Source organism: Zoogloea sp., from assembly GCF_023150065.1.
Classification (GTDB): Bacteria; Pseudomonadota; Gammaproteobacteria; order Burkholderiales; family Rhodocyclaceae; genus Zoogloea.
This window is the reverse complement of the sequence record NZ_JAKLLN010000002.1, coordinates 100450-124030: the sequence shown is the minus strand read 5'-3', so window position 1 is coordinate 124030 and position 23581 is coordinate 100450. Positions and strand designations below refer to the sequence as shown.

At 65.0% G+C, this 23581-nt stretch carries 23 protein-coding genes and 1 tRNA gene; 2 read left to right on the top strand and 22 right to left on the bottom strand.

All coding sequences use genetic code 11. The features are described from left to right. Position 1: 1 nt before the first annotated feature. The 12 genes from mnhG to glyQ all read right to left on the bottom strand — a co-directional run bounded on the left by mnhG (position 2) and on the right by glyQ (position 11530). Positions 2–361, bottom strand: a complete 360-nt coding sequence (mnhG, locus tag L6Q67_RS03825; protein ID WP_296565564.1) for a monovalent cation/H(+) antiporter subunit G — start codon at positions 359–361, stop codon at positions 2–4. Continuing rightward, positions 358–642: a K+/H+ antiporter subunit F gene (locus L6Q67_RS03820; RefSeq protein WP_296565562.1), complete on the bottom strand. Its 285-nt coding sequence runs from the start codon at positions 640–642 to the stop codon at positions 358–360. The genes mnhG and L6Q67_RS03820 overlap by 4 nt, the downstream gene beginning before the upstream one ends. After that, positions 639–1157: a Na+/H+ antiporter subunit E gene (locus L6Q67_RS03815; protein ID WP_296565559.1), complete on the bottom strand. Its 519-nt coding sequence runs from the start codon at positions 1155–1157 to the stop codon at positions 639–641. The genes L6Q67_RS03820 and L6Q67_RS03815 overlap by 4 nt, the downstream gene beginning before the upstream one ends. Continuing rightward, positions 1154–2776: a monovalent cation/H+ antiporter subunit D gene (locus L6Q67_RS03810; RefSeq protein ID WP_296565556.1), complete on the bottom strand. Its 1623-nt coding sequence runs from the start codon at positions 2774–2776 to the stop codon at positions 1154–1156. The genes L6Q67_RS03815 and L6Q67_RS03810 overlap by 4 nt, the downstream gene beginning before the upstream one ends. Then, the gene (locus tag L6Q67_RS03805) at positions 2773–3114 is read right to left on the bottom strand and encodes a Na+/H+ antiporter subunit C (RefSeq protein WP_296565554.1); all 342 of its coding nucleotides are present in this window, start codon (positions 3112–3114) and stop codon (positions 2773–2775) included. The genes L6Q67_RS03810 and L6Q67_RS03805 overlap by 4 nt, the downstream gene beginning before the upstream one ends. Next, a complete protein-coding gene (locus L6Q67_RS03800; protein ID WP_296565551.1) occupies positions 3114–6023 on the bottom strand; it encodes a monovalent cation/H+ antiporter subunit A in 2910 nt (969 codons plus the stop codon). Before L6Q67_RS03800 ends, L6Q67_RS03805 begins: the two co-directional genes overlap by 1 nt. 71 nt (positions 6024–6094) lie before the next feature. Continuing rightward, entirely contained in the window at positions 6095–6496 is a 402-nt protein-coding gene (gene gloA / locus L6Q67_RS03795) for a lactoylglutathione lyase (RefSeq protein WP_296565548.1), read from the bottom strand. Between the two features lie 17 nt (positions 6497–6513). After that, positions 6514–7239, bottom strand: a complete 726-nt coding sequence (locus tag L6Q67_RS03790; protein ID WP_296565546.1) for a M48 family metallopeptidase — start codon at positions 7237–7239, stop codon at positions 6514–6516. Beyond that, positions 7236–7985: a 1-acyl-sn-glycerol-3-phosphate acyltransferase gene (locus L6Q67_RS03785; RefSeq protein ID WP_296565543.1), complete on the bottom strand. Its 750-nt coding sequence runs from the start codon at positions 7983–7985 to the stop codon at positions 7236–7238. The genes L6Q67_RS03790 and L6Q67_RS03785 overlap by 4 nt, the downstream gene beginning before the upstream one ends. 9 nt (positions 7986–7994) lie before the next feature. After that, positions 7995–8528: a D-glycero-beta-D-manno-heptose 1,7-bisphosphate 7-phosphatase gene (gene gmhB / locus L6Q67_RS03780; protein ID WP_296565540.1), complete on the bottom strand. Its 534-nt coding sequence runs from the start codon at positions 8526–8528 to the stop codon at positions 7995–7997. 9 nt (positions 8529–8537) lie between these two features. Further along, positions 8538–10622, bottom strand: coding sequence for a glycine--tRNA ligase subunit beta (gene glyS, locus L6Q67_RS03775; protein WP_296565538.1), 2085 nt, complete (start codon positions 10620–10622; stop codon positions 8538–8540). Further along, complete coding sequence (glyQ, locus tag L6Q67_RS03770) at positions 10622–11530, bottom strand: glycine--tRNA ligase subunit alpha (RefSeq protein ID WP_296565535.1); 909 nt, start codon at positions 11528–11530, stop codon at positions 10622–10624. The genes glyS and glyQ overlap by 1 nt, the downstream gene beginning before the upstream one ends. Positions 11531–11885: 355 nt before the next feature. Here glyQ and L6Q67_RS03765 point away from each other — a divergent pair, with 355 nt between their 5' ends. After that, positions 11886–13400, top strand: coding sequence for a methyl-accepting chemotaxis protein (locus L6Q67_RS03765; protein ID WP_296565533.1), 1515 nt, complete (start codon positions 11886–11888; stop codon positions 13398–13400). 87 nt (positions 13401–13487) lie between these two features. On the opposite strand, the gene L6Q67_RS03760 is transcribed toward L6Q67_RS03765, so the two are convergent. From L6Q67_RS03760 to miaB, 7 genes are all read right to left on the bottom strand, one after another. Next, on the bottom strand, positions 13488–14861 hold the full coding sequence (locus L6Q67_RS03760) for a TrpB-like pyridoxal phosphate-dependent enzyme (RefSeq protein ID WP_296565530.1): 1374 nt from the start codon (positions 14859–14861) through the stop codon (positions 13488–13490). A 79-nt stretch (positions 14862–14940) separates the two neighbouring features. After that, a complete protein-coding gene (locus L6Q67_RS03755; RefSeq protein ID WP_296565529.1) occupies positions 14941–15342 on the bottom strand; it encodes a hypothetical protein in 402 nt (133 codons plus the stop codon). A 54-nt stretch (positions 15343–15396) separates the two neighbouring features. Then, a complete protein-coding gene (lnt, locus tag L6Q67_RS03750; protein WP_296565527.1) occupies positions 15397–16890 on the bottom strand; it encodes an apolipoprotein N-acyltransferase in 1494 nt (497 codons plus the stop codon). Continuing rightward, positions 16890–17732: an HlyC/CorC family transporter gene (locus tag L6Q67_RS03745; protein ID WP_296565518.1), complete on the bottom strand. Its 843-nt coding sequence runs from the start codon at positions 17730–17732 to the stop codon at positions 16890–16892. The genes lnt and L6Q67_RS03745 overlap by 1 nt, the downstream gene beginning before the upstream one ends. A gap of 88 nt (positions 17733–17820) precedes the next feature. Next, positions 17821–18303: an rRNA maturation RNase YbeY gene (gene ybeY / locus L6Q67_RS03740; RefSeq protein WP_296565514.1), complete on the bottom strand. Its 483-nt coding sequence runs from the start codon at positions 18301–18303 to the stop codon at positions 17821–17823. Beyond that, on the bottom strand, positions 18300–19295 hold the full coding sequence (locus tag L6Q67_RS03735) for a PhoH family protein (protein ID WP_296565511.1): 996 nt from the start codon (positions 19293–19295) through the stop codon (positions 18300–18302). The genes ybeY and L6Q67_RS03735 overlap by 4 nt, the downstream gene beginning before the upstream one ends. 55 nt (positions 19296–19350) lie before the next feature. Beyond that, positions 19351–20685: a tRNA (N6-isopentenyl adenosine(37)-C2)-methylthiotransferase MiaB gene (miaB, locus tag L6Q67_RS03730; protein WP_296565508.1), complete on the bottom strand. Its 1335-nt coding sequence runs from the start codon at positions 20683–20685 to the stop codon at positions 19351–19353. Positions 20686–20734: 49 nt separating this feature from the next. On the opposite strand from miaB, the gene L6Q67_RS03725 reads away from it, so the two are divergent. Next, positions 20735–20811: transfer RNA gene (locus L6Q67_RS03725), tRNA-Met, on the top strand. Between the two features lie 71 nt (positions 20812–20882). Here the strand turns inward: L6Q67_RS03725 and L6Q67_RS03720 are convergent. Genes L6Q67_RS03720 through L6Q67_RS03710 form a run of 3 tightly spaced genes read right to left on the bottom strand, consistent with a single transcriptional unit; the run spans position 20883 to position 23304 of the window. Then, positions 20883–21122 (bottom strand): hypothetical protein, encoded by a 240-nt coding sequence (locus tag L6Q67_RS03720; RefSeq protein ID WP_296565506.1) that lies wholly within the window; start codon positions 21120–21122, stop codon positions 20883–20885. Further along, positions 21119–22453 carry a leucine-rich repeat-containing protein kinase family protein gene (locus tag L6Q67_RS03715; protein WP_296565503.1) on the bottom strand — a complete coding sequence of 445 codons (1335 nt, stop codon included), beginning with the start codon at positions 22451–22453 and terminating at the stop codon, positions 21119–21121. Before L6Q67_RS03715 ends, L6Q67_RS03720 begins: the two co-directional genes overlap by 4 nt. Positions 22454–22485: 32 nt before the next feature. Next, positions 22486–23304 carry a FadR/GntR family transcriptional regulator gene (locus L6Q67_RS03710; protein ID WP_296565500.1) on the bottom strand — a complete coding sequence of 273 codons (819 nt, stop codon included), beginning with the start codon at positions 23302–23304 and terminating at the stop codon, positions 22486–22488. Between the last annotated feature and the right edge of the window lie 277 nt (positions 23305–23581).

Below are 23581 nucleotides of genomic sequence, written 5' to 3'. Positions count from 1 at the left end.
CTCAGTCTGGTGCGGACGTGTCGCCAGTCCCGGCACGCTCCGATCGGTTACGCAGATCCCGGTAAACACCGGCGCGCATGATCAACATGGCCACGACGGGCGCAGTCATCAGCACGAAAAGGCTGATCAAGACCTCATGAATCACCAGGCGCGACTGGGACAGCGTGAAGTAGAGCATGGAAGCCAGCAGGATGCAGCCCGCCCCCAGGGTGATGGCGATAGCTGGCCCGTGGATACGCTGATAAAAATCCTGTAGTCGCACGAGGCCAAGGGCCCCGATCACCGTGACCAGACCTCCCAAGACCAGCAAGAGGGCGATCGGAACCGCAGCCCACCAGGAAAGGCTCTCGGCACCCGTCATTCGATGACCTCACCGCGCAGCAAAAACTTGGCCATGGCCATGGTGGAAACAAACCCAACCAGGGCAATCATCAGGGCCGCCTCGAAATAAATCTGGCTGGCATCCCTGATGCCCAGAACCAGACTCAAGAGCATCACACACATCCACAGGGTATCGAGCGCAAGAACCCGGTCCTGGGCGGTCGGCCCGAGCAACAGACGCACGGTGCAGAGCAGCATGGCCAGCACGACGCACGCCATGGCAACAAAGACCGCGGCCGACAGCAGCGCGACCGTCGTCATGACAGTTCTCCTCGGGAAACAGGGTGCTCGAACACCTCCATGATGGGGCGTTCGTAGCGTGTCTTGATGGTCTCCACCCACCAAGCCTCACTATGCAGATCGAAGACATGAAGCAGCAGTTCATGCTTCGCAGGCAGCAGATCCACCCACACCGTGCCCGGCGTAGTGTTGATCAGGCACGACAGCAGGGCCAATCCATGAGGACTCCTCAGATCAAGGGGCACGCGGATGAACTGGGAATTGACCCGGACAGCCCGGCGCATCAGGATAATCTGGCTTACATTGATACAGGAACGAACGATCTCGATCGCTGAAAAACACAGCAAGCGCACCAAGGCCATGGGCTTGCGCAGCACGGCATAGCCGTGGGGCTGCAAGGGGCGGGACAGAAGGGGAGCGACGATGCCCAGAACGCCGCCCAACAGCCAGTGGGCAGGTTCCACGCTTCCATTGAGCATCAGCCACATCAGCATCAGACTCACGCTGAGAGCAGGCGAAGGCAACCAGCGCTTCATGGCCGCAGCTCCGCGCCCGGCACCCGCTGCACAGGAGGTTCGCCCAGTACGCGCTGAGTGTAGTCCTTGCTGCGCAGCAGCCCTTCCGTCGCACGGTTCAGATAGTCGAACACGCTACCCGCCTGCATCGTCAGGAGTACACATAGCATTACCAGCGAACCGATCGATATGGCTTCAGTGAATTGCAGCCGGGGCATCGTCACGCCAGCGGCCCAAAATGTCCGAACCCCAAGACGCATCAGCGAAATGATTGCAGCCAGACCGCCAGCCACCATCAGCCCCATCAACAGCCAGGTTGTCGCCGGCACGGGCCCGGGCGCTGCCGCCAGCAAGGCGTGAAAGAGACTGAACTTGGCGACGAAACCCGCCAGCGGCGGCATCCCGGCGATCACCAGCGCACAGGCAGCGAAACTCAGACCGAGAAAGGCCAGCGTGCCGGGGATTCCCACCCCGACGGGGTCTTCCGGCTTATCCTCGATGGCAAAGGCCTCCATGGTGATCGCCAATAACGCAGCACCCGGCGGCCGGATGCGCTCAATGAGCTCAATCAGCAGCATGAAGGCCGCCATCGCCAGGGTGGAGCCCAGAAGATAATACAGACCCGAAGCCAGCACGCCGCTACCAGAGTGACCGATCACGGCCAGGAGCGTGCCCGAGGAGATGACAGCGCCAAAACCAGCCATGCGCCCCCCATCCTGGCTGGCCCACATGCCGATGGCACCAAACAGCAGGGTCGCCATTCCACCCAGGGTCAGAGCGAAAAACCCGAACTGCCCGAGGGCGCCGGCCCCCTCGCCAAAAAGTGCCAACCAGACCCTCAAAAGTGCATACACCCCCACCTTGGTCATCAGGACCAGCATCGCACCGACGGGAGCGGAAGCCGATGCATACGTAGTGGGCAGCCAGAAGCCCAGTGGCCACATTGCCCCCTTGGTCAGGAAGGCCAAGGCCAGCACCGTCGCGCCGATCTGCAACAACCAGGCATCCTGTGGCCCGAGCGACGCTACCCGTCCAGAAAGATCGGCAAGATTGAGCGTCCCGGTGGCGGCATAAATCAGCGACACCCCGATCAGGAACAGCAACGAAGCAGCCAGGTTGATGGCGATGTACTGCATGCCCGCCTGGATGCGACGAAGATTGTAGCCATGCAGCACCAGGCCATAGGAAGCCGCGAGCATGACCTCGAAGAAGACGAACAGATTGAAGAGGTCGTTGGTCAGAAAGGCACCGTTAAGCCCCATCAGCATGAACTGGAACAGCGAGTGGAAACTCACCCCGACCCGATCCCAGCGCCGCGCCGAGAACACGAGGACCGCCAGGGCGATGGTCGCGGTAAGCACCAGCATCAGCGCGGTCAGCCGGTCGACGACAAGGGCGATGCCGAAGGGCGCAACCCAGTTGGCCGCCAGGTAAACACCAATGCCTGCAGGCCAATGGCCGCCGTCCGCCATCAGCAGGAGAGCAACGGCAACGGCCCACAGCATCACGCAACTGGCCAAGCCCAGGGAAAACTTGAGCACGTAACGCTTCTGATTGACCGGAATCAGCAAGGCCCCCACGATCAGCGGCAGCAGCACGGGGACCACCAGGAGGTGCTGCGACCAATGTAGGGAATTCACTGGCGAGGCTCCTCACCATCCACATGGTCGCTGCCGGAAAGTCCACGTGCGCCAATCATCATCACCAGATAGAGGGCCGTGGTGGCAAAGCCAATCACTATCGCCGTCAATACCAGCCCTTGGGGCAGCGGATCCGCGAACAGGGACGGATCCACATCGGGCGTCGGCGTGATCGGGGGCTTGCCCACCCACAGACGACCCATGGCGAAGATAAACAGGTTCACCGCGTAGGACATCAACATCAACCCAGTGATGAGCTGAAAGGTACGGGGACGCAGGATCAGCCAGATGCCTGAACCGAACACCACGCCCACCGAAATCGCCAGCACCAGTTCCATCAGCTCACCTTACCTTTCATACCTTCAGTCTGCTCCTCCGCAGCCGACTCACCGGGCTGACGATGGGCGCGCACCGACTGGTGGGCAAGGGCAACCAACATCAGCATGGTGGTACCTACCACCACCGCAAACACGCCAAGATCGAAAACAAAGGCACTCGGGACATGAAGTGCTCCCACCACCGGCCATTCCACATGCGCAGTGTGGGTCGTCAGGAAAGGATGGCCGAAGACCCACGCCCCCAGGCCCGTCAAGCAGGCCAGCAACAGGCCGAGACCCAACCAGCGGTGCGGTCTCAGGTTGATGTGATTCTCGACCCAGGTGGTGCCGGCCAACATGTACTGAACCAGAATGGCGACAGCAAAGATGAGCCCGGCGACAAACCCCCCTCCCGGAAGATTGTGGCCGCGCATGAAGAAGTAAACGGCGATCACCCCCATGAAAGGCAGGAGCAGTCGGAGATAAACGCCGGGCACCAGCAGATAGCCCGTATTGGCCTGATCCGCCGGGCTCTGCCCGTTAGCCGGATCCTCCAGGAAACGCTGCTGCGGCGGAACGCCTGCGCTCTCGGGCGCCGGGCGAAAACGGCGTAACAACGCGTAAACGGTCAGCGCCACCACAGTGAGCACGGTAATCTCACCCAAAGTGTCAAAGCTGCGGAAGTCCACCAGCAGCACGTTGACCACGTTGCTCCCTCCCCCACCGGTGAGCGCATTGCTCAGGAAAAAGTCGGCAATGGAGTCCGACGCAGGGTGCAATAGGACGGCGTACGTCAGCGCGGCCAGGCCAAGCCCGCCCCCCAAGGCAATCGCAAGATCGGTGGACCGGCGCGTCCATACCCGCCAGGAAGCCTCCTCCGGGGCCGAGATCGACTCCAGCCGCGGCGGCAACCAACGCAGCCCCAGCAGGATCAGCACGGTGGTCACCGTTTCCACCATCAACTGCGTCAGCGCCAAGTCGGGCGCCGACAGCCACAGAAAGGTTGCCGCGGTGACAATGCCTGTCCCGCCGACCAGGGCAAGCGCTGCCAGACGGTGATACTTCGCCATCCATGCCCCAGCCACCGCCGAACCGGCGCCCACTAGCCACATGAGCGCAAACAGCGGATCAAATGCCTGTTCAGGAATGACCGTCCATTCAGGTGGAGGACCGGCGAGGATCAAAGGAACCAGCAACAACAGCAGCATGAGCAGCAGGAGCTGGGGCTGCTGACGCTGCGTTCCGACTCGGCGCAGGAGCCATGCCGCACCACGGGTAAGCTGCGCCATGATGGTCTCGTAGGTCTGGGCTCCGTTGAACCGGTAGATCACCGGCACCAACTGCCTCTGCTGCAAACCGAAGTAACGACGCAGCACCACATAAACCAACAAGCCACCGACAAGCGCCAGCACACTCATCAAGAGCGCCAGGTTGACGCCATGCCACAGGGCCAGATCGTAAGCGGGCGCCGCCGGCCCCAGCGTCGCGACCACGGCGAGATGCAACAAGGGTTCGATACTCAGGCCTGGTGCGATGCCGACAACCAGGCACGTCAGCACCAGCAGTTCCACCGGGAAGCGCATCCACCGCGGCGGTTCATGGGGCACTCGCGGCAGCCCCTGACTGGGTTCTCCAAAAAACACGGATATGAACCGTAGCGAATAGGCCACGCTGAACATCCCCATCGCCACGGCGGCAATCGACATCCACCAGTGGCGGTCGCCCCCTACGTGGATGGTCTCTGCAAAGAACATCTCCTTGGACAAGAAACCGTTGAGCAGCGGCACACCCGCCATCGCGCCGCTGGCCACGATGGCCAGGGTCGCGGTGACCGGCAGAGAATGACGCAGCCCACGCAGCACACGCAGATCACGGGTGCCCGTCTCATGGTCAATGATGCCTGCGGTCATGAACAGGGATGCTTTGAAGACCGCATGATTCAGGATGTGGAAGATCGCCGCGACGATGGCCATGGGGGCACCAATGCCGATCAGTACGGTGATCAGCCCGAGGTGGCTGATCGTCGAGTAGGCCAGCAGACCTTTCAGATCATGCTGGAAGATGGCGATGAAGGCCCCGAGCAACATCGTACACACGCCGGCCCCCCCCACGATCCACGTCCATTCGGGGGTACCCGCCAGCGCCGGCCAGAGTCGAATCAGGAGGAACACCCCCGCCTTCACCATTGTGGCCGAATGCAGGTAGGACGACACCGGCGTGGGTGCAGCCATGGCATGGGGCAACCAGAAATGGAAGGGAAACTGCGCACTTTTGGTGAGCGCCCCCAGTGCGATCAGCACAAGTGCAGGGAGGTACAAGGCATGACCACGGATCTGATCGCCGGACGCAAGTATTAAGTCCAGATCGTAGCTACCCACGATGTTGCCCAGTATCACTACCCCGAAGAACAGTGCCAGCCCCCCGGCCGCAGTCACGGTAAACGCCATCCGCGCGCCCCGGCGCGCATCGGCCCGATGATGCCAGTAGCCAATCAGCAGGAAGGAGGTGAGGCTGGTCAGCTCCCAGAATACGACCAGTTGCACCAGATTCCCGGACAGCACCACGCCCAGCATCGACCCCATGAAGGCCAGCAGGAACGAAAAGAAACGCGGAACCGGATCGTCCGGTGACATGTAGTAGCGCGCGTACAGCACTACCAGCGCCCCGATCGCCAGTACCAGGACCGAAAATATCCAGGCCAGCCCATCCACCCGAAACACGAGATCCAGCCCGATTGCAGGCAACCACGCGAACTCGGCCCGCAGAACCTCGCCACTGGCGATCTGCGGCAACATCAGGCCACAGATCACCAGCCCACCGACCGAAACACCGATTCCCAGCCAGGATTCGCGATTGCGCGCGTCCTGGGGCATCAGTGCCGCCAGCAGACTACCGAGAAAAGGAAGGAGGACGAGAACAACAGCCGGCATTGAACAAGAAATCAAGAGGGTTAGTCAGAATGGCAGGCGGGGCGGAGGCCCCTCGCCCCAGGGAGCCGATCTCAGTGAGCCGGCGAATCAGACCGTGCCTGGATCAACTCGACCTTGTAGCCGTCCGGGTCCTCGACGAAGGCGATCACCGTGGTGCCATGCTTCATGGGCCCGGCTTCCCGCACGACCTTGCCTCCACGGACACGGATCGCCTCACAGGCTGCGTAGGCGTCAGGCACCTCCAGGGCGATATGACCGTAGGCCGTCCCGAGTTCATAGCCATCCACCCCCCAGTTGTGCGTGAGCTCCAGCACCGCGGCCTCAGACTCGTCCTGATACCCCACGAAGGCCAGGGTGAACTTGCCCTCGGGATAGTCCTGGCGGCGCAACAGGCGCATTCCGAGGACCTCAGTATAAAAAGCAATGGCGCGATCAAGATCACCGACGCGAAGCATGGTGTGGAGCAGACGCATGGCTGTAATCCTTGGATTCAGATGAGAGGAAGAGCGACGGCGGCATCCCGAAGAGCGCGGCGGGCCGCCATATGCCCGGGATACAGTGACTCAACAACGGACCAGAATCGTGGAGAGTGGTTCATTTCAATCAGATGTGCCACCTCGTGGGCCACCACGTAATCGATCAAGGACAGAGGCAGGTGTATCAGGCGCCAGTGCAGGCGGATGCCGCTGCGACTGCTGCAGCTGCCCCAGCGGGTTCGCGCATTGGACAGCCCGACTGGCGGCGCCGGCCGCCCCAGCCGCGCACAGAACTCTTCAACTCGATTGACGAACAGCAGCAGGGCACGCTGCTGCAGGGCCTTGAGCAGCAGCAGACGGGGCTCGGCACCGGCGCGCAGAGCCAGCTCCAGCGTCGGCACGTCTCCGGCCTCGTGCCAGCGGATCTGGTTGTTGCCTTGCCCCAGACGCAGGCGGCAGGGCTGCCCCAGATAGGGCAGCACGGCCCCCCCATCTGCCTGGAACCGCGGCGTCACGGCCTGGGGGGAACGGGCGCGGGCCTCCAGCTTCTCGATGATCCAGGCGGCGTGGCTGCGCATGAAGGCCTCCGCGTCGCCGAGGCGCGCGCGCAGCGGCACACCCACAATCAGCCCACGGTGGTCGATGCGCAGGCCGAGCGTCTTGCGAGCACTCCGACGCAACAGGTAAGACACCCGCTGACCGCCCAGAACGATCTCGCGGGCCTCCGCAGCCGTGCTCACGCCGCCGCGGTCTCCTTGTTGCGCAGCTCGCGATAGTGGTGAGGGAAGAGCCGCCGCATCTCGGCCTCGACCCAGGCTTCGGCCTTGGCGTTGATCTGCTCGGCATTCAGGCCGGTGGTGTCGATCACCGGCCCGATACTCACCACCACTTCCCCCGGTGTCTTGAAGAAGGCATTGCGGGGCCAGAACTCGCCAGCGTTATGGGCCACCGGCACAACGGGGGTTCCGGTCTGGGCGGCCAGCCACGAGGCGCCTGCCTTGTAGCGCTTCTTGCTGCCGGGTGCCACCCGGGTGCCCTCGGGAAAGATGGTCACCCAGAAACCTTGGGCCAGGCGATCACGCCCCTGGGACTCCACCTGGGCCAGGGCGTCCTTGCCGGCGGTGCGGTCGATGGCGATCATCGGCATCTGCGAGATCCCCCAGCCGAAGAAGGGCACCTTGTGGATCTCCCGCTTCATCACGAAGACCATGGGCGGAAAGATGTCCTGGAGCATGATGGTTTCCCAGGCCGACATGTGCTTGGAGATGATGATGGCCGGGCCGGCCGGAATGTTCTCGCTGCCGATCAGCCGATACGGAATGCCCAGCACATGCTTGATGACCCACGCCATGATGCGCGGCCAGCCGCGGATCAGCTTGTGGCGGGTCTTGGGACCGAAGGGAAAGGTGGCCATGCCGATCAGGGCATACAGCGGCGTGAAGATGGCCAGGGCCACCATGAACAGGATGTTGCGGATCAGGACCACGGGTTTCTCTCAGGCGGTTAGGTGCGCGACCACGGCCGCCAGGTCGGGGAAGATCTCGGTGCCTTCGGGCAGTTCAGGGTCGAGCAGGGTCTTGCTGCCCTTGCCGGTCTTCACCAGATAGGGTTTGCAACCGACCGCCATGCCCGCCTGCAGGTCACGCAGGCTGTCACCGACCACCGGCATGCCCTTGAGATCGACGTTGAAGCGCTCGGCGATCTCGACGAACATGCCCGGCTTGGGCTTGCGGCAGGAGCAGGTTGAATCGGCCGCGTGAGGGCAGAAGAAGATGGCATCCAGCCGCCCGCTCACCTGGCCGAGGGCCTTGGTCATCTTCTCGTTGATGGCATTGAGGGTGTCCATGTCGAAGAGACCGCGCCCGACCCCGGACTGGTTGGAAGCCACCACCACCCGCCAGCCCGCCTCGTTGAGGCGGGCAATGGCTTCGAGGGAGCCGGGGATCGGCTTCCATTCGTCCGGCGACTTGATGAACTGGTCGGAGTCGAAGTTGATGACCCCATCCCGGTCGAGCACGATGATCTTCATGGCGGGCCCTCAGGCGGACAGACGGGAGATGTCGGCCACCTGGTTCATCAGGCCGGCCAGCTGCTTGAGCAGCGCCAGGCGGTTCTGACGGATCAGCGGCTCTTCGGCCATCACCATCACCTCGTCGAAGAAGCGGTCCACCGCAGCACGCAGGCCGGCCAGCACGCGCAGGGCGTCGGTGTAGGCCTCGTTCTGGAAGTGGGATCGGGCCAGCGGAGCCACGTCGGTGATGGCGTGGAACAGGGCCTTCTCGGCGTCCTCGACCAGCAGGGCCAGGTCGGGCTCGCCGATCTCGCCCTCGGCCTTCTTGAGGATATTGACGATGCGCTTGTTGGCAGCCGCCAGCGCGGCGGCTTCGGGCAGCTGCTGAAAGGCCAGCACGGCGTCGAGCTTGGGCACCACGAGGTCGATGCGGGTCGGCTTGAGGGCCAGCACCGCGTCCACGACGTCCTGGGCATGTCCGGCGTCGCGCAGGGTGTTGCGCAGGCGTTCAAGCATGAAGTCGTAGAGCGGCCCGGCCACCTCGGCGCTGAGGCGCCCCGGCGGGAAGCTGGCGGCAGACTCGGCGATCAGCTCGGCCAGGTCGAGGGGCAGCGGCCCTTCCATGAGGATGCGCAGCACGCCCAGGGCTGCGCGACGCAGGCCGAACGGGTCCTTGTCACCGGTCGGAATCTGGCCGATGCCGAAGAAGCCGCTCAGGGAGTCGAGCTTGTCGGCCAGGGCCAGGGCCCGGCCGATGTTGCTGTCGGGCAGGGCATCGCCGGCAAAACGCGGGCGATAGTGCTGCTCGATGGCCTCGGCGACCACCGGCGCAGCGCCTTCGGCGAGGGCGTAGTAACGGCCCATGGTGCCCTGCAGCTCGGGAAACTCGCCGACCATGTCGGTGAGCAGGTCGGCCTTGGACAGCAGTGCCGCGCGGTTGGCCAGGTTCTCGTCGGCGCCGAGCAGGCCGGCGACCTTGCGGGCCACGATGGACAGGCGCTGCACCCGGTCGCCCAGGGAGCCGAGCTTGTTGTGATAGACCACCGCATCCAGCTTGACCACGCGGGAGGTGAGGCCCGCCTTGATGTCCTGCTCGAAGAAGAAGCGGGCGTCGGACAGGCGCGGGCGCACCACGCGCTGGTTGCCGGTGATGATGTTGGACGGATCGGCCAGCTCCATGTTGGAGACGATCAGGAAGCGGTTGAGCAGCTTGCCGTCAGCATCGAACAGGGGGAAGTACTTCTGGTTGGCCCGCATGGTGAGGATCAGGCACTCCTGGGGCACGGCCAGGAACTCGGCTTCGAACTCGCCCACGTACACGGTGGGGTGCTCGACCAGGGCAGTCACTTCATCCAGCAGGTCGGCGTACTCTCCCAGGGTGGCTTCCTGACGGCCGGCCTCGGTGACGAGCTGCTTCTCGATGTTGGCGCGACGCTCGGCGAAGTCGGGGATGACCTTGCCTTCGGCCAGCAGGGTCGGCTCGTAGGCGTCGGCGGTGGCGATCTGGATGTCGCCGCGGCTCATGAAGCGGTGGCCCTTGGTGGTGCGGCCAGACTGGATGTCGAGCACCGACCCCGGCACCACGTCGGCGCCATGCAGCAGGGTCAGCTTGTGGGCCGGGCGCACGAAGGTGGCGTCGCCGTCGCCCCAGCGCATGACCTTGGGGATGGGCAGCTGCTTGAGGGCGTCCTGGACGATGCCGCCGAGCACGTCGGCCAGCTTCGCGCCGGCCACCGTGGAGGTGTAGAACAGGGCTTCGGCCTTGCCGTCCATGCGCCGCTCGAAGCTGGCCACGGCCGACAGGGGAATGCCCTTGGCCTCGAGCTTTTTGCTCAGGGCCGGGGTGGGCTGACCGTCGGCGGTGAGGGCCACGGAGACCGGCATGATCTTCTCGGTCACGTCCTTGGCGGTGGCCTCGGAGACCACGTTGGAGATGGTCACCGCAAGGCGACGCGGCGTGGCAAACCAGCGGAAGGCGCCATCGGCCACCACTAGCCCGCGCGCGCGGAGACCGGCGACGATGCCATTGGAAAAAGCCTGGCCCAGCTTGGGCAGGGCCTTGGGCGGGAGTTCTTCGGTCAGCAGTTCTACGAGCAGGGTCGCGCTGGTCATCACGCGGCCTCCTTCTTCAGCATCGGGAAGCCGAGGGCTTCGCGGGAGTTGTAATAGGCCTGGGCCACTTCACGGGCCAGGGCACGCACGCGGCCGATGTAGGCGGCGCGCTCGGTCACGGAGATGGCGCCACGGGCGTCGAGCAGGTTGAAGGTGTGGGAGCACTTCATGACCATCTCGAAGGCCGGCAGCACCAGGGGCACGGCCATCAGGCGCTTGGCCTCGGCTTCATACTCGCCGAACAGGCGGAACAGCCACTCGACGTTGGAATGCTCGAAGTTGTAGGTGGATTGTTCCACCTCATTCTGGTGATAGACGTTGCCGTAGGTGACCGGCATGCCGTCGGGACCGATGGACCACACCAGGTCGTAGACGTTCTCGACGCCCTGCAGATACATGGCCAGACGCTCGAGGCCGTAGGTGATCTCGCCCAGCACAGGCTTGCAGGAGAGGGAGCCGACCTCCTGAAAGTAGGTGAACTGGGTGACCTCCATACCATCCAGCCAGACCTCCCAGCCCAGACCCCAGGCGCCCAGGGTGGGGGATTCCCAGTCGTCCTCGACGAAGCGGATGTCGTGGGCGTTGGGGTCGATGCCCAGCGCCCGCAGGCTGTCGATGTAGAGTTCCTGGATATTCACCGGCGACGGCTTGAGCACCACCTGATACTGGTAATAGTGCTGCAGGCGGTTGGGGTTCTCGCCATAGCGGCCATCCTTGGGGCGGCGGGACGGCTGCACGTAGGCGGCGTTCCAGTGCTCGGGCCCGATGGACCGCAGGAAGGTGGCCGTGTGGAAGGTGCCGGCGCCGACTTCGATGTCATAGGGCTGGAGCAGGGTGCAGCCGTGCTCGGCCCAGAAGTTCGAGAGGCGCAGGATGATCTGCTGGAAAGTCGGTTTTTGGACGGACATGGGCGCTCCGCGGCACAGGCCGCGCGAATTTGGGCAAAACGCGGATTTTACTGGGTTTCCACCGACTTTGAATGCCTGATGGTGCGCGGGGCGGCAAAGCCCTTCAGAACGGGGCCGGCCCGTCCGGCGACGAAATCTGTAAAGGAAATGAACAGGCGACCGTAAATAAGCCACACATAATAAACACCGGTGCCCCGGCGACCGGTGATCCATCCAGAGCCCCGCCTGTTGCTGAGGACCCGCCATGAGTCTCGACAATCTTCGCGTCGCCACGCGTATGCGACTGCTCGTCGCCCTTGCCCTAGTGGGCCTCTCCCTATTATGCGCAGTGAGCCTTGCCCACCTTCACACCAGCATGATGGAAGACCGAAAGCTCCAGACCAGGCTCCTTGTCGAGAACGGCAGCGGGGTCATCGAGCACTTCTACAAGCAGTTCCAGGCCGGCGCGATGAGCGAGGCCGATGCCAGGAAGGGCGCCACCGAAACCCTGCGCACCATGCGCTATGACAAGACCAATTACCTGTTCGTGGTCGATCAGCGCAGCTACTACGTGCTGATGCCCCCCAAACCCGAGCGGGAGGGCACCGATGCCAGCGGTCTCAAGGACACCAACGGCAAGAGCATCATCGTCGAGCTGGTCAAAGCCGGCAGCGCTGGCGGCGGCTTCGTGGATTACTGGTTCCCGAAGGCCGGGGAGAGCGCACCCCAGCCCAAGCTGTCCTACGCCCTGCCCTTTGCCCCCTGGGGCTGGATCCTCGGCACCGGCATCTATATCGATGACGTGGACCGCGAGTTCCACAACATCGCTCTGCTCCTCGGCGGCATCTCCGCCGTCATGCTGGTCGTGCTTGGCCTGGCTGGCTGGCGGATCAGCGCCAGCGTCACCACTCAGCTCGGCGGGGAACCCCGGCAAGCCACGGCGGTAATGCAGCAGGCCGCGGCCGGCGACCTCACCGCCGCCCTCGGGGACGCCCGGGAGGGCAGCATGCTCAAGGCCCTGGCCAGCATGGTGGGTGCCCTGCGCTCGATGATGGGCGAGATCAACAGCGGCGCCAACCAGCTGGTCAGCAACGCCGATCACATCACCCGGGTGTCCGCCGAAGTGGCTGATGCCGCCGTGCGCCAGTCGGACGCCACCGCCGCCATGGCCGCCGCCATGGAGGAGCTGACCGTCAGCTCCAGCCACATCTCCTCAAGCGCCCTGGAAACCGAACAGAACTCCCAGGAGGCCATGCGCCTTGCCGCCGAAGGCAGCGAGCGCGTCGGCCAGGCGTCCGAGGCGATCCGCAAGATGTCCGAGACCGTCACCAGCGCATCGGGGCGCATCCTGGCCCTCGAGGAGCGCATCGGTCAGGTCTCGTCCATTGCCAACGTGATCAAGGAGATCGCCGGGCAGACCAACCTGCTGGCCCTCAATGCCGCCATCGAGGCCGCCCGGGCCGGCGAGCAGGGCCGCGGCTTTGCGGTGGTGGCGGACGAAGTACGCAAGCTGGCCGAGCGCACCTCGTCGGCCACCACGGAGATCGAGCAGATGATTTCCGGCATCCAGGGCGACACCAGCAGCGCCGTCGATGCCATGAACGCGGCCCTGCCCGAGGTGGACCAGGGCGTCGCCCTCGCAGCCTCGGCCGCCGAAGCCCTCCAGGCCATCGAGGCGGGAGCCCGTCAGACCCTGTCGCGGGTCCGCGAGATCGCCGATGCCACCCGGGAACAGAGCGCCGCCAGCACCTCCATCGCCCAGCGCGTCGAGGAGATCTCGAACATGGTGGAGAGCACCTCCGAGAACATCCGCGGCGCCGCGGATGCCGCTGTCGGCCTGGAGCGCATCGCCGTCAGCCTGAAGGACCAGATCGCGCGCTTCCGGGTTTAGGCGGAAGCACGCCGGCGCAAGCCGGACGACAAGATGCAGAAGGGGGCCTCGCGGCCCCCTTCTTCGTTCACCGGAAAGCGTTGCGTATCAGGCTTCAACCTTCGGCAGCCCCGCCAGAGCCAGGGCCAGAGCCTGCTCGTCGTAGGGCTGGTCGGTGAGTTTGCCCGACAGGTAGTTGGTGTAGGAGGTCATGTCGAAATGGCCGTGCCCCGACAGGCAGAACAGGATGGTCTCGCTCTTGCCTTCCGCCTTGCAGCGCAGGGCCTCGTCGATGGCGCCACGGATGGCGTGGGTGGATTCCGGCGCGGGGACGATGCCCTCGCTGCGCGCAAACATCACCCCGGCCTCGAAACAGGCGGTCTGGTGCACACCCTTGGCCTCAATCAGGCCCAGCTCCTTCACGTGGCTGACCAGCGGCGCCATGCCGTGGTAGCGCAGGCCACCGGCGTGCAGTCCGGGAGGCGTGAAGTCACTGCCCAGAGTGTGCATCTTGACCAGCGGCGTCAGGTGCGCCGTGTCGCCGAAGTCGTAGGCGTACTTGCCCCGGCTGAGGGACGGACAGGCCGACGGCTCCACGGCCACGATGCGGCGTTTCTTGGCGTTGGGGCCGCCACGCAGCTGCAGGCCGATGAAGGGGAAGGCGATACCGGCGAAGTTGGAACCACCGCCCACGCAGCCCACCACCACGTCCGGGTCGTCACCGGCCATCTCCATCTGCAGGATGGCTTCCTCGCCTACGATGGTCTGGTGCAGCAGCACGTGGTTGAGCACCGAGCCCAGGGCGTACTTGGTATCGTCATTCTTCGCCGCCACCTCGACCGCCTCGGAAATGGCGATGCCGAGGGAGCCGATGTGGTCCGGGTACTCGGCCATCACCGCCCGACCGTACTCGGTCTCGGCCGACGGGGAGGCGATGCAGCGTGCACCCCAGGTTTCCATCAGCGCACGCCGGTAAGGCTTCTGATCGTAGGAAACGCGCACCTGGAACACCGTCACGTCCAGCCCGAAAAGACCGCCCGCGTAAGCCAGAGACGAACCCCACTGGCCGGCACCGGTCTCGGTGGACAGGCGCTTGACACCCTCCTGGGCGTTGTACCAGGCCTGGGGCACGGCGGAGTTGGGCTTGTGGCTGCCAGCGGGGGACACGCCTTCGTACTTGTAGTAGATCTTTGCCGGCGTACCGAGGAGCTTCTCCAGCCGGCGGGCGCGGAACAGGGGGCTCGGGCGCCACTGGGTCAGCACGTCGCGGACCGGCTCGGGGATGTCGATCCAGCGCTCGGTGGACATTTCCTGGGCAATGATCGCATTCGGGAAGATCGGCGCCAGATCGGACGGGCCGAGGGGCTGCAGGGTGCCCGGGTGCAGCGGCGGCGGCAGGGGTACCGGCAGGTCGGCGGCGATGTTGTACCAGGCCTTGGGCATGCGGGATTCGTCGAGCAGATACTTGATCTGGTCGCTCATGGCTATCCTCCTCAATCGTCTTGGTTTTATGGTTCGAAAGCAGAAAGCGGGGCAGGCGGATCAGCGCCGCCCGCACAGGTCAGGCAGCAGCCAGATCCTCGAGAGCGAGGCTCCAGCGGCTCATCAGGAAGCGCAGCAGGGTCTCTTCGCCCTCGCTCACGCTGCCGTCGCTCTTGGCCAGGATCAGCATGGCGGACAGGGCCACCTTCTGCAGGGCCGGATCGGTGAGGTCGTCGGCGAGGCGGGCAAGGCGGTGATCCTCCAGCAGGAAGACGCGCTCCTGCTCGGCTTCGTTGATCACGTCACGGCAACAGTCCAGCAGGACCTGGATCAGGGTGTCCCGGTCGACGCCGAGCAGGGCAGCGGTGTCGTTGTGCTTGATCCAGTCCACTTCCCGGTTGTCCAGGCGGCCATCGGCGAGAATCGCCATGGCAACCAGACGGGCGAGGGCTTCGGGGCTGTTCGTAGGATAGGAGCGCATGGTTCGGGGTGTTCTGTCTTTGAATGGGCGAAGCGCGATGATACGCCGTCCGCCTCAGCTCCGCCGCCACCGGGCACACGACAGCAGCGCCAGGGCCGCCAGCCCCACCGCCGCCCAGTTGCCCCAGCGGGCGTAGGGCGTCAGGCCCTGGTGGCCACGCACTTCCACCACTAGCCCCCCGGCCTGGAAGGCCGGCAGCACTGCGGTCACCGCGCCATCGGGCATCACCAGTGCGGTCATCCCGGTATTGGTGGAGCGCAGCATCGGCCGCCCCGTCTCGAGGGCCCGCATGCGGGCGATCTGCAGGTGCTGGGGCTGGGCAAAGGAATCACCATACCAGGCCAGGTTGGAGAGGTTGAGCATCAGCGTGGCCTCCGGCAGGCTGCGGATCAGCTCCTCACCAAACACATCCTCGTAGCAGATATTCACCGCCACCTTCTGCCCGGCCAGGGCCAGGGGCGGCTGACGCTCGGCGCCCCGGGTCTGGTCGGCCATGGGGATGTTCACCAGGCTGTAGAACCACTGGAACAGCGGCGGCGAGTATTCACCGAAGGGCACCAGGTGCTGCTTGGCATAATGCCCCGCCGGCGAACGGCCGAGGCTGATCGCCGCGTTGTAGATGCGCCCGGCGCCATCACGGGTGAAAGTGCCGAGGATCACGTCGCCCCCGTTGCTGTCGGCGATGCGCCGGAGCTCATCCAGATAGCCCGGTGGCAGATGCTCCACCAGCAAGGGCAGGGTGGTCTCGGGGAGGACGGCGATATCGGCCGGGTGGCTGCGGAGCAGATCCAGATTGACGTCGAGCCAGCGCTGCAGCATCTCGGGTCGCCATTTGAGGCTTTGCTCGATGTTGGTCTGCAGCAGGGCAATCTTCACCGGCGCACCGACGGCTTCCGTCCATGCAAGCTGACGCAGACCCGCCCCGGCGGCGAGCACCGCGAGCACGGCCAGCAGCGGCCCGCGCCGGCGCCCGAACACAGCCTGGCATGTCCAGGCCGCCGTCAGGGCCAGCAGCCCGCCCACTCCGAAGACGCCAAACACCGGCGCAAAACCGGCCAGGGGGCTGGGCGGGCTCTGGCTGTAACCGCTGACCAGCCACGGAAAACCGGTGAACATCCAGCCCCGCAGCCATTCGGTGAGCAGCCACAGGGCGGCAAACAGGGCGGCATCGCGCCATGCCCGGCCCTGCCGCAAAGTGGCAAACAGCGCACCGGCCAGACCGGCATACAGGGCCATGCCGGCGCAGAAGAGCAGGATGGCAAATGCCGCCAGGGGCATGGGCATGCCACCAAAGCGATGGAGGGCGACGTAAACCCAGGACACCCCGGCCAGCAGCGCCCCCAGCCCCCAGGCAAAGCCGATGGAAAACCCATATCGCGCCCGGCGCGAACGGGGCGCGTCTGCCAGCCCCACTGGCAGCAGCGGGGCGAGCAGGCCGTAGAGTACGGCCAGGCTCAGAAGTGCCAGGGGAAAGAGTTCGAACGGGGCGTAGGCCAGCACCGACGCGCCCCCCGCCAGCAGGGCCAGGCCCTGTCGCCAGAAAGCCATCAGCCGCCGATCGCCTCAGGGTCGGGCATGCGTTCGACGAGGAGGGAATGGACGCGCCGGCTGTCGGCCCGCAGCACCTGGAAGCGCAGGCCTTCGAGCTCGACGATCTCGTTGCGCTTGGGCAGACGCCCGAGCTTGCGGATCAGCAGGCCGCCGACGGTGTCGTATTCGGCATCGCTGAAGGTGGTGGCGAAGGCTTCGTTGAAGTCTTCGATCTCGGTCGCCGCCTTGACCCGATAACGCCCGGCCTGGTCGAGGCGGATGTTGTCGGCGGTTTCGTCGAAGTCGTACTCGTCCTCTATGTCGCCGACGATCTGCTCGAGCACGTCTTCGATGGTCACCAGACCGGCCACACCGCCGTACTCGTCCACCACGATGGCCATGTGATTGCGGCTGACCCGGAAATCCCGCAGCAGCACGTTGAGGCGCTTGGATTCCGGCACGAAGACGGCCGGGCGCAGCATGTCGCGCAGATTGAAGGACTCGCCGGCAAAGACGCGCAGGAGATCCTTGGCAAGGAGGATGCCGGCCACGTCGTCCTTGTTCTCGCCGATCACGGGGAAACGGGAGTGGGCCGCACCGATGGCAAAGCGGGTGATGTCCTCGACCGAATCGTCAAGGCAGACAACGTCCATCTGCGCCCGCGGGACCATCACGTCCCGCACCTGCATCTCGGAAACCTGCAGGGCACCTTCGATGATCGCCAGCGCATCCGCGTCGAACAGGTTGCGGTCGTGGGCGGAATGCAGGAGGTGCAGCAACTCTTCCCGGTCTTCCGGCTCCCGGGTCAGGAGGGCGGAGAGCCGTTCAAGCAAGGACGGTTTACTACTGGAGGGTTCCATAAAAAAGGTGGATGAGAAATGGGCCATGGGCGATGGAGAGCGGCTTCACGTCCTTCCATCGCCCATGGCGCATTGCTCACCTCACCACTCAGCGCTCCCCCGCGTACGGGTCGGCGTAGCCCAGACCGGCCAGAATCTGGCGCTCCCGGGCTTCCATTTCATCGGCTTCTGCGTCTTCCAGGTGGTCAAAACCCTGTAAATGCAGCATACCATGCACGGATAAGTGGGCGTAATGCGCATCCAGGGCCTTGCCCTGCTCGGCCGCCTCGCGCTCCACCACCTGCCGGCACAGCACCAGATCGCCCATCAGGGGCAGGCCCTCGGGCAGGGGCATGTCATCTCCTTCACCATAGGCGAAGGTCAGCACATTGGTGGCGTAATCCTTGCCCCGGTAGTCCCGGTTCAGCTCGCGCCCTTCGTCCTCATCCACGATCCGGACGGTGACGCGGGCTGCGCCGGGCTCGGCGGCCCGCAACCAGCGGCGGAATTCGACCCGGGACGGTACGCCGTCGCGATTACACGCGTATTGCACGGACAGGTCGAGGCGGCGGGGAAGCTTGATGTCGCTCATTGTTGCTGGGTCTGCTGTTGCTGGTTGTGATGCTGGGGTGCCACCACTGCCGCGCTGCGCTGACCATGCTTCTCGTAGGCATCGACGATGCGGGCCACCAGCGGGTGGCGCACCACGTCTTCCTTGAGGAAGCGGGTGAAGGCCACTCCACGGACATCGGCCAGCACCTGTGCGGCCTCGGCCAGGCCGCTCTTCTGGCCCCGGGGCAGGTCCACCTGGGTCAGGTCGCCGGTGATCACCGCCCGGGAGCCGATCCCGATGCGGGTGAGGAACATCTTCATCTGCTCCGGCGAGGTGTTCTGGGCTTCGTCGAGGATGATGAAGGCCCGGGACAGGGTGCGGCCGCGCATGAAGGCCAGGGGGGCGATCTCTATGCAGCCGCGCTCGAAGAGCTTGGCCACCCGCTCGAAGCCCATCAGGTCATAAAGGGCGTCATACAGAGGCCGCAGATAGGGGTCCACCTTCTGGGCCAGATCGCCAGGCAGAAAACCCAGGCGCTCGCCCGCCTCCACCGCCGGGCGGGTGAGGACGATGCGCTCGACGTGCTCACGTTCGAAGGCGTCCACGGCGCTGGCCACGGCCAGATAGGTCTTGCCGGTGCCGGCCGGGCCAATGCCGAAGGTGATGTCGTGTTCCTGGATCTGGCGGATGTAATCCACCTGCCGGGGCGTGCGGCCGTGCAGCTCGCTCTTGCGGGTCATCAGCACCGGCGCCGGGCCGCTGCCCTCCCCCAGCTTGACCACCTCGATCAGGCCCAGCTGGATGTCATCCACCGACAGGGCCTCGTCGGACTTCTCGTAGAAGTGGCGCAGGGCGCGCGCCGCGTGATGCATCTGGGGGGCAGCGCCATGCAGGGTGAAACGCTCACTGCGGCGGGCGATGGTGACGTCAAAGGCGGTCTCGATCTGACGGATGTTCTCGTCAAGCGCCCCGCACAGATTGGCGAGGCGCACGTTGTCGAGGGGATGCAGGACGATTTCCGTGGGCTTCATTGGCCGCATGCTGCCAGACTGAAGCCCGCCGGGGAAGGGAAAACCATCAAATTCGTCAATCCCGCGTCACGATCTCGCCGCGCAGGGAATGGGGCAGCGCCGAAACGATGCTCACATCCACGAAGTGCCCGATCAGGCGCGGGTTGCCGGCAAAGTTGACCACCCGGTTGTTGTCGGTGCGGCCGGCCAGCTCGTTCGGATCCTTCTTCGACGGCCCTTCAACGAGGATGCGCTGCACCGAACCGACCATGCCGGCGCTGATCGTGGCGGCATGCGCCTCGATGCGCTTCTGCAGCCGGGCCAGGCGCGCCAGCTTGACGTCCTGGGGCGTGTCGTCGGCGAGATCGGCGGCCGGCGTGCCCGGGCGGGAGCTGTAAACAAAGCTGAAGGACGTATCGAAGCCCAGATCCTCGATGAGCTTCATGGTCGCCTCGAAGTCGGCCTCGGTCTCACCCGGGAAGCCAACGATGAAGTCGGACGACAGGGAGATGTCCGGCCGCGCCGCCCGCAGCTTGCGCACCAGAGACTTGTACTCGATCACCGTATAGCCCCGCTTCATGGCCGCCAGCACCCGGTCGGAGCCGGCCTGCACGGGCAGATGCAGGTGCGACACGAGCTTGGGCAGGCGCGCGTAGGCGTCCACCACACGCTGGGTCATCTCACGGGGGTGGGAGGTGGTGTAGCGGATGCGTTCGATACCGGGGATGTCATGCACACACTCCAGCAGGAAGGCAAAGTCGGCCATCTCACCGCCATCACCATCCACGGGGGCACGCCAGGCGTTCACGTTCTGGCCGAGCAGGGTCACTTCCTTGACGCCCTGGGCCACCAGCCCCGCCACCTCGGCCAGCACGTCGGCCAGCGGGCGGTAGATCTCGTCACCCCGGGTGTAGGGCACGATGCAGAAGGTGCAGTACTTGGAGCAGCCCTCCATGATCGACACGAACGCGCTCGCCCCCTCCACCCGCGCCGGCGGCAGATTGTCGAACTTCTCGATCTCGGGGAAGGAGATATCCACCTGCGAACGCCCCGACGCCTTGCGCTCGGCGATCAGCTTGGGCAGGCGGTGCAGGGTCTGGGGGCCGAACACCAGATCCACATACGGCGCCCGCGCCACAATGGCCTCGCCCTCCTGGCTGGCTACGCACCCCCCCACGCCGATGATCAGATTGGGGTTCTTCTGTTTCAGATGCTTGACCCGCCCCAGATCGTGGAAGACCTTTTCCTGGGCCTTCTCGCGCACCGAACACGTATTGAAGAGGATCACATCCGCCTCTTCGGGGTTGTCCGTCTTCTCCAGCCCGTCGGCCGCCCCCAGCACATCCGCCATCTTGTCCGAGTCGTACTCGTTCATCTGACAACCGAAGGTGCGGATATAAAGCTTTTTCATCACGTGTTGACCAAGAACCATCAAACCCCTATTATAGCGGGCTTCGGTTGGTGATGTAGCTCAGATGGTTAGAGCGATGGATTCATAACCCATAGGTCGGCGGTTCGACTCCGCCCATCACCACCACCCGATTCAAGCAAAAAGGCCAATCCGCGAGGGTTGGCCTTTTTGCTTTTCACCGTTCGCCCTGCCTGCCGCTAGTCCCACTCCCGATGCCGCAGCACGCAGCCGCGGATGCGCTCCACGGTCTCCTCCACCGGCGCCTTCCTCGACACTTCCAGTCCCAGGTCCCGGGCAATGGCGTTCACCCGCGCGGGGTTGAGAGGGATGCCGCCCCGGTCGATGGCATCGATCAGCTGCCGGGCCCGCTCGATGTCCGTCAGCGGGCGAGGACGCGCAAAGCGCTGCCGGACCCACAGGAGGAGGCCGGTCTTCATGGCGCATCTCCCACAGCCTGCAGGGCCTCGACCAACTCGGCAAAGCGCGGCCGGGCCGCCGGATCGGGCTGCAGACAGCGGTCGCGCAGGGTGACGAGTGCCGGCGTGATGGTGCCGCTCGGATCACTGCCGTCACAGTGCTCGACGAGCTCCTCCAGCAGACAGCCAAAAGCGCGTACCTCGAGACGCTGCAGCGCCTCGGCCAGCTCCGGATCATCCGGCGGAATGAAGGATGCGGCGCCGAAATCCCCCAGCAGCGCCCGGCCGTCATCCGGCCGATACAGGATGTTGTGGGCGTAGAGGTCGCCATGGAGGATGTGCCGCGCGTGCAGATGGGCGGCCGCACCGGCCATGTCGGCCGCCAGACGCAGTACCGCCCGAGCGGGCAGGCACTGGTCCGGCGCATACACGTCCCGGGTACACGACGCCCGGCTGGGCGGCCCGGCCAGGGTACGGAAGGCCGGGTCGATCCGCTCCATCACCAGGCCCGCCACGCCCTCGGGGTGATCCCCCAGACGCCCCAGCACCGGAATGAGGCCGGGATGCCGGCCGCTGTCGAGACAGACCGCCATCTCGTTGCCGGGCAGGCCGTCGCTGGTCACCGCGCCCTTGAAGCACTTCACAGCCACGTCCCGCCCGGCGCCATCGGCACCCCAGCGGGCCTGATGGATCACCCCCGAGGCACCCTCACCCAGCACCCGCTCCATCTCCAGCCCGCCCCAGGACACATCGGGCACCCGGATGCGGGCCTTGCGATCCACCTCCAGACCTAAGCAGAAGGGATTGCCGGCATAGGCCAGCCAGCTCAGGCGCGGCATCTTCAGGAGCCAGCCGGGCAAGGCAACAAGGCGGTTGGCGGCAATGCGCAGCAGCTCGAGGCGGGTACACCGGGCCAGCTCCGCCGGAAGCGTATCAAGGAGATTGCCGGCCAGCATCAGCTTCTGCAGCCGGCCGCAGCGTCCGATAGCGGCAGGCAGCCGCCCGATGCGGTTGTCGGTGAGGATCAGCCAGCGCAGACGGGGCGGCAGCGCTTCGGCGGGCACGCTTTCGATGCGGCACGATTTGAAGCCGACCATCTCCAGCTGCGGACAGCGCCCGAGGACCTCCGGGAGGACGCGAAAGGGGTTGCCAGAGCAGAACAGCACCCGCAGACGATGCAGGCGTGGCAGCATATCGGGCAGGCTCTCCAGCTGATTGCCCGACAGATCGAGCACCTCCAGGCTGTCGGCAAGCTCGAAGATCTCTTCGGGAAAATTGGTCAGACCAAAAGACAGGCGCAGCTCACGAGCGCCGTGCAGGCGTCCGGCGCGCAGTTCATCCAGGGTATTCATCGGGCAATCAGCGCGGCAGACAGGACTTGATCCTAGCGTGCGCCGGCATCGCTCTCGCTCACCTCGACGCCCGCCTCGGGCTTGGCCAGTCGCCGCGCCGCACGAGCCCTGGACTCCCGTTCTTCATGACGCGCCCGCTCTGCCATGCTCTCGTGAACGAAGTTGATGTGCGCCCGCACGGCGGCCGAGGCTGCGCCGGGATCGCGGTTGCGGATGCCCTCCCAGATGGCCCGGTGCTGATCGCGCAGCTTCAGCCAGTCTCCGTCCTGGCGCCGCAGGTGGCGCAGATTGCGGTCGATGTGATCGTTGATGACCCGGAACAGGCTCGCCGTCAGGTGGCCGAACATCACGTTGTGGGCCGCCTCGGCAATGGCCTGATGAAAGGCCAAGTCGGCCTTCACCTGCCGCTCCAGCACCTCCGGCGAGGTGCCCTGGGCGAACAGCGACTCCACCACGGCGAAGGTATCGCCGATGCGCTGCAGATCGGCCTCGGTGGCCCGCTGGGCCGCCATAGACGCAGCCTCACACTCCAGCATGCCGCGAAACTCGAGCAGATCGGCCTGGATGTTGGGGTGCTGGGCGAGCATGTCGTGCCAGGGGTCGGTAAACCCCACGTCGAGCCGATCGGTGACGTAGGTGCCGCCCCCCTGCCGGCTGTGCAGCAGGCCCTTGGACACCAGTTTCTGGAGCGCCTCGCGCAGGGACGGGCGCGACACGCCAAGCTCGGCCGCCATCTCCCGTTCGGGCTGAAGGCGGTCGCCGGGTTTGAGGGCTCCGTCCAGGATGCGCCGCTCGAACTCGTGGGCGATGGTGTCGGAAAGGCGCTGGACCGCCAGTTTGCCATTGGCCATGTAGATGCCACCTTGATTGGTCAGACCAAAATTCTAGGTCGCACCTTGATGGACCACAAGCCAGACTACAAAACGCCACCGCCGGCGCCTTGCCCCAAATTTATAGGTTTACCCCTATAACCCCATGAAATCAATCCGTTGAGTGCGACCCCCAATTGACTCGGGGAGCGTCGAAGCGTACATTTCCGTACATCCGATCAATTGGTCTTACCAATTTACCGGAGCATCCAAAACCACAGACAGCCAGACCCGCAGCGACACGGCCCGTCGCGCACCG

Bases quoted from the DNA above. Each gene is read 5' to 3' on its own strand.
- mnhG (WP_296565564.1), bottom strand. From the start codon at position 361: ATGACGGGTGCCGAGAGCCTTTCCTGGTGGGCTGCGGTTCCGATCGCC.
- L6Q67_RS03820 (WP_296565562.1), bottom strand. From the start codon at position 642: ATGACGACGGTCGCGCTGCTGTCGGCCGCGGTCTTTGTTGCCATGGCG.
- L6Q67_RS03815 (WP_296565559.1), bottom strand. From the start codon at position 1,157: ATGAAGCGCTGGTTGCCTTCGCCTGCTCTCAGCGTGAGTCTGATGCTG.
- L6Q67_RS03805 (WP_296565554.1), bottom strand. From the start codon at position 3,114: ATGGAACTGGTGCTGGCGATTTCGGTGGGCGTGGTGTTCGGTTCAGGC.
- L6Q67_RS03800 (WP_296565551.1), bottom strand. From the start codon at position 6,023: ATGCCGGCTGTTGTTCTCGTCCTCCTTCCTTTTCTCGGTAGTCTGCTG.
- gloA (WP_296565548.1), bottom strand. From the start codon at position 6,496: ATGCGTCTGCTCCACACCATGCTTCGCGTCGGTGATCTTGATCGCGCC.
- gmhB (WP_296565540.1), bottom strand. From the start codon at position 8,528: ATGAAGATCATCGTGCTCGACCGGGATGGGGTCATCAACTTCGACTCC.
- glyS (WP_296565538.1), bottom strand. From the start codon at position 10,622: ATGACCAGCGCGACCCTGCTCGTAGAACTGCTGACCGAAGAACTCCCG.
- glyQ (WP_296565535.1), bottom strand. From the start codon at position 11,530: ATGTCCGTCCAAAAACCGACTTTCCAGCAGATCATCCTGCGCCTCTCG.
- L6Q67_RS03765 (WP_296565533.1), top strand. From the start codon at position 11,886: ATGATGGAAGACCGAAAGCTCCAGACCAGGCTCCTTGTCGAGAACGGC.
- L6Q67_RS03760 (WP_296565530.1), bottom strand. From the start codon at position 14,861: ATGAGCGACCAGATCAAGTATCTGCTCGACGAATCCCGCATGCCCAAG.
- L6Q67_RS03755 (WP_296565529.1), bottom strand. From the start codon at position 15,342: ATGCGCTCCTATCCTACGAACAGCCCCGAAGCCCTCGCCCGTCTGGTT.
- lnt (WP_296565527.1), bottom strand. From the start codon at position 16,890: ATGGCTTTCTGGCGACAGGGCCTGGCCCTGCTGGCGGGGGGCGCGTCG.
- L6Q67_RS03745 (WP_296565518.1), bottom strand. From the start codon at position 17,732: ATGGAACCCTCCAGTAGTAAACCGTCCTTGCTTGAACGGCTCTCCGCC.
- ybeY (WP_296565514.1), bottom strand. From the start codon at position 18,303: ATGAGCGACATCAAGCTTCCCCGCCGCCTCGACCTGTCCGTGCAATAC.
- L6Q67_RS03735 (WP_296565511.1), bottom strand. From the start codon at position 19,295: ATGAAGCCCACGGAAATCGTCCTGCATCCCCTCGACAACGTGCGCCTC.
- miaB (WP_296565508.1), bottom strand. From the start codon at position 20,685: ATGAAAAAGCTTTATATCCGCACCTTCGGTTGTCAGATGAACGAGTAC.
- L6Q67_RS03720 (WP_296565506.1), bottom strand. From the start codon at position 21,122: ATGAAGACCGGCCTCCTCCTGTGGGTCCGGCAGCGCTTTGCGCGTCCT.
- L6Q67_RS03715 (WP_296565503.1), bottom strand. From the start codon at position 22,453: ATGAATACCCTGGATGAACTGCGCGCCGGACGCCTGCACGGCGCTCGT.
- L6Q67_RS03710 (WP_296565500.1), bottom strand. From the start codon at position 23,304: ATGGCCAATGGCAAACTGGCGGTCCAGCGCCTTTCCGACACCATCGCC.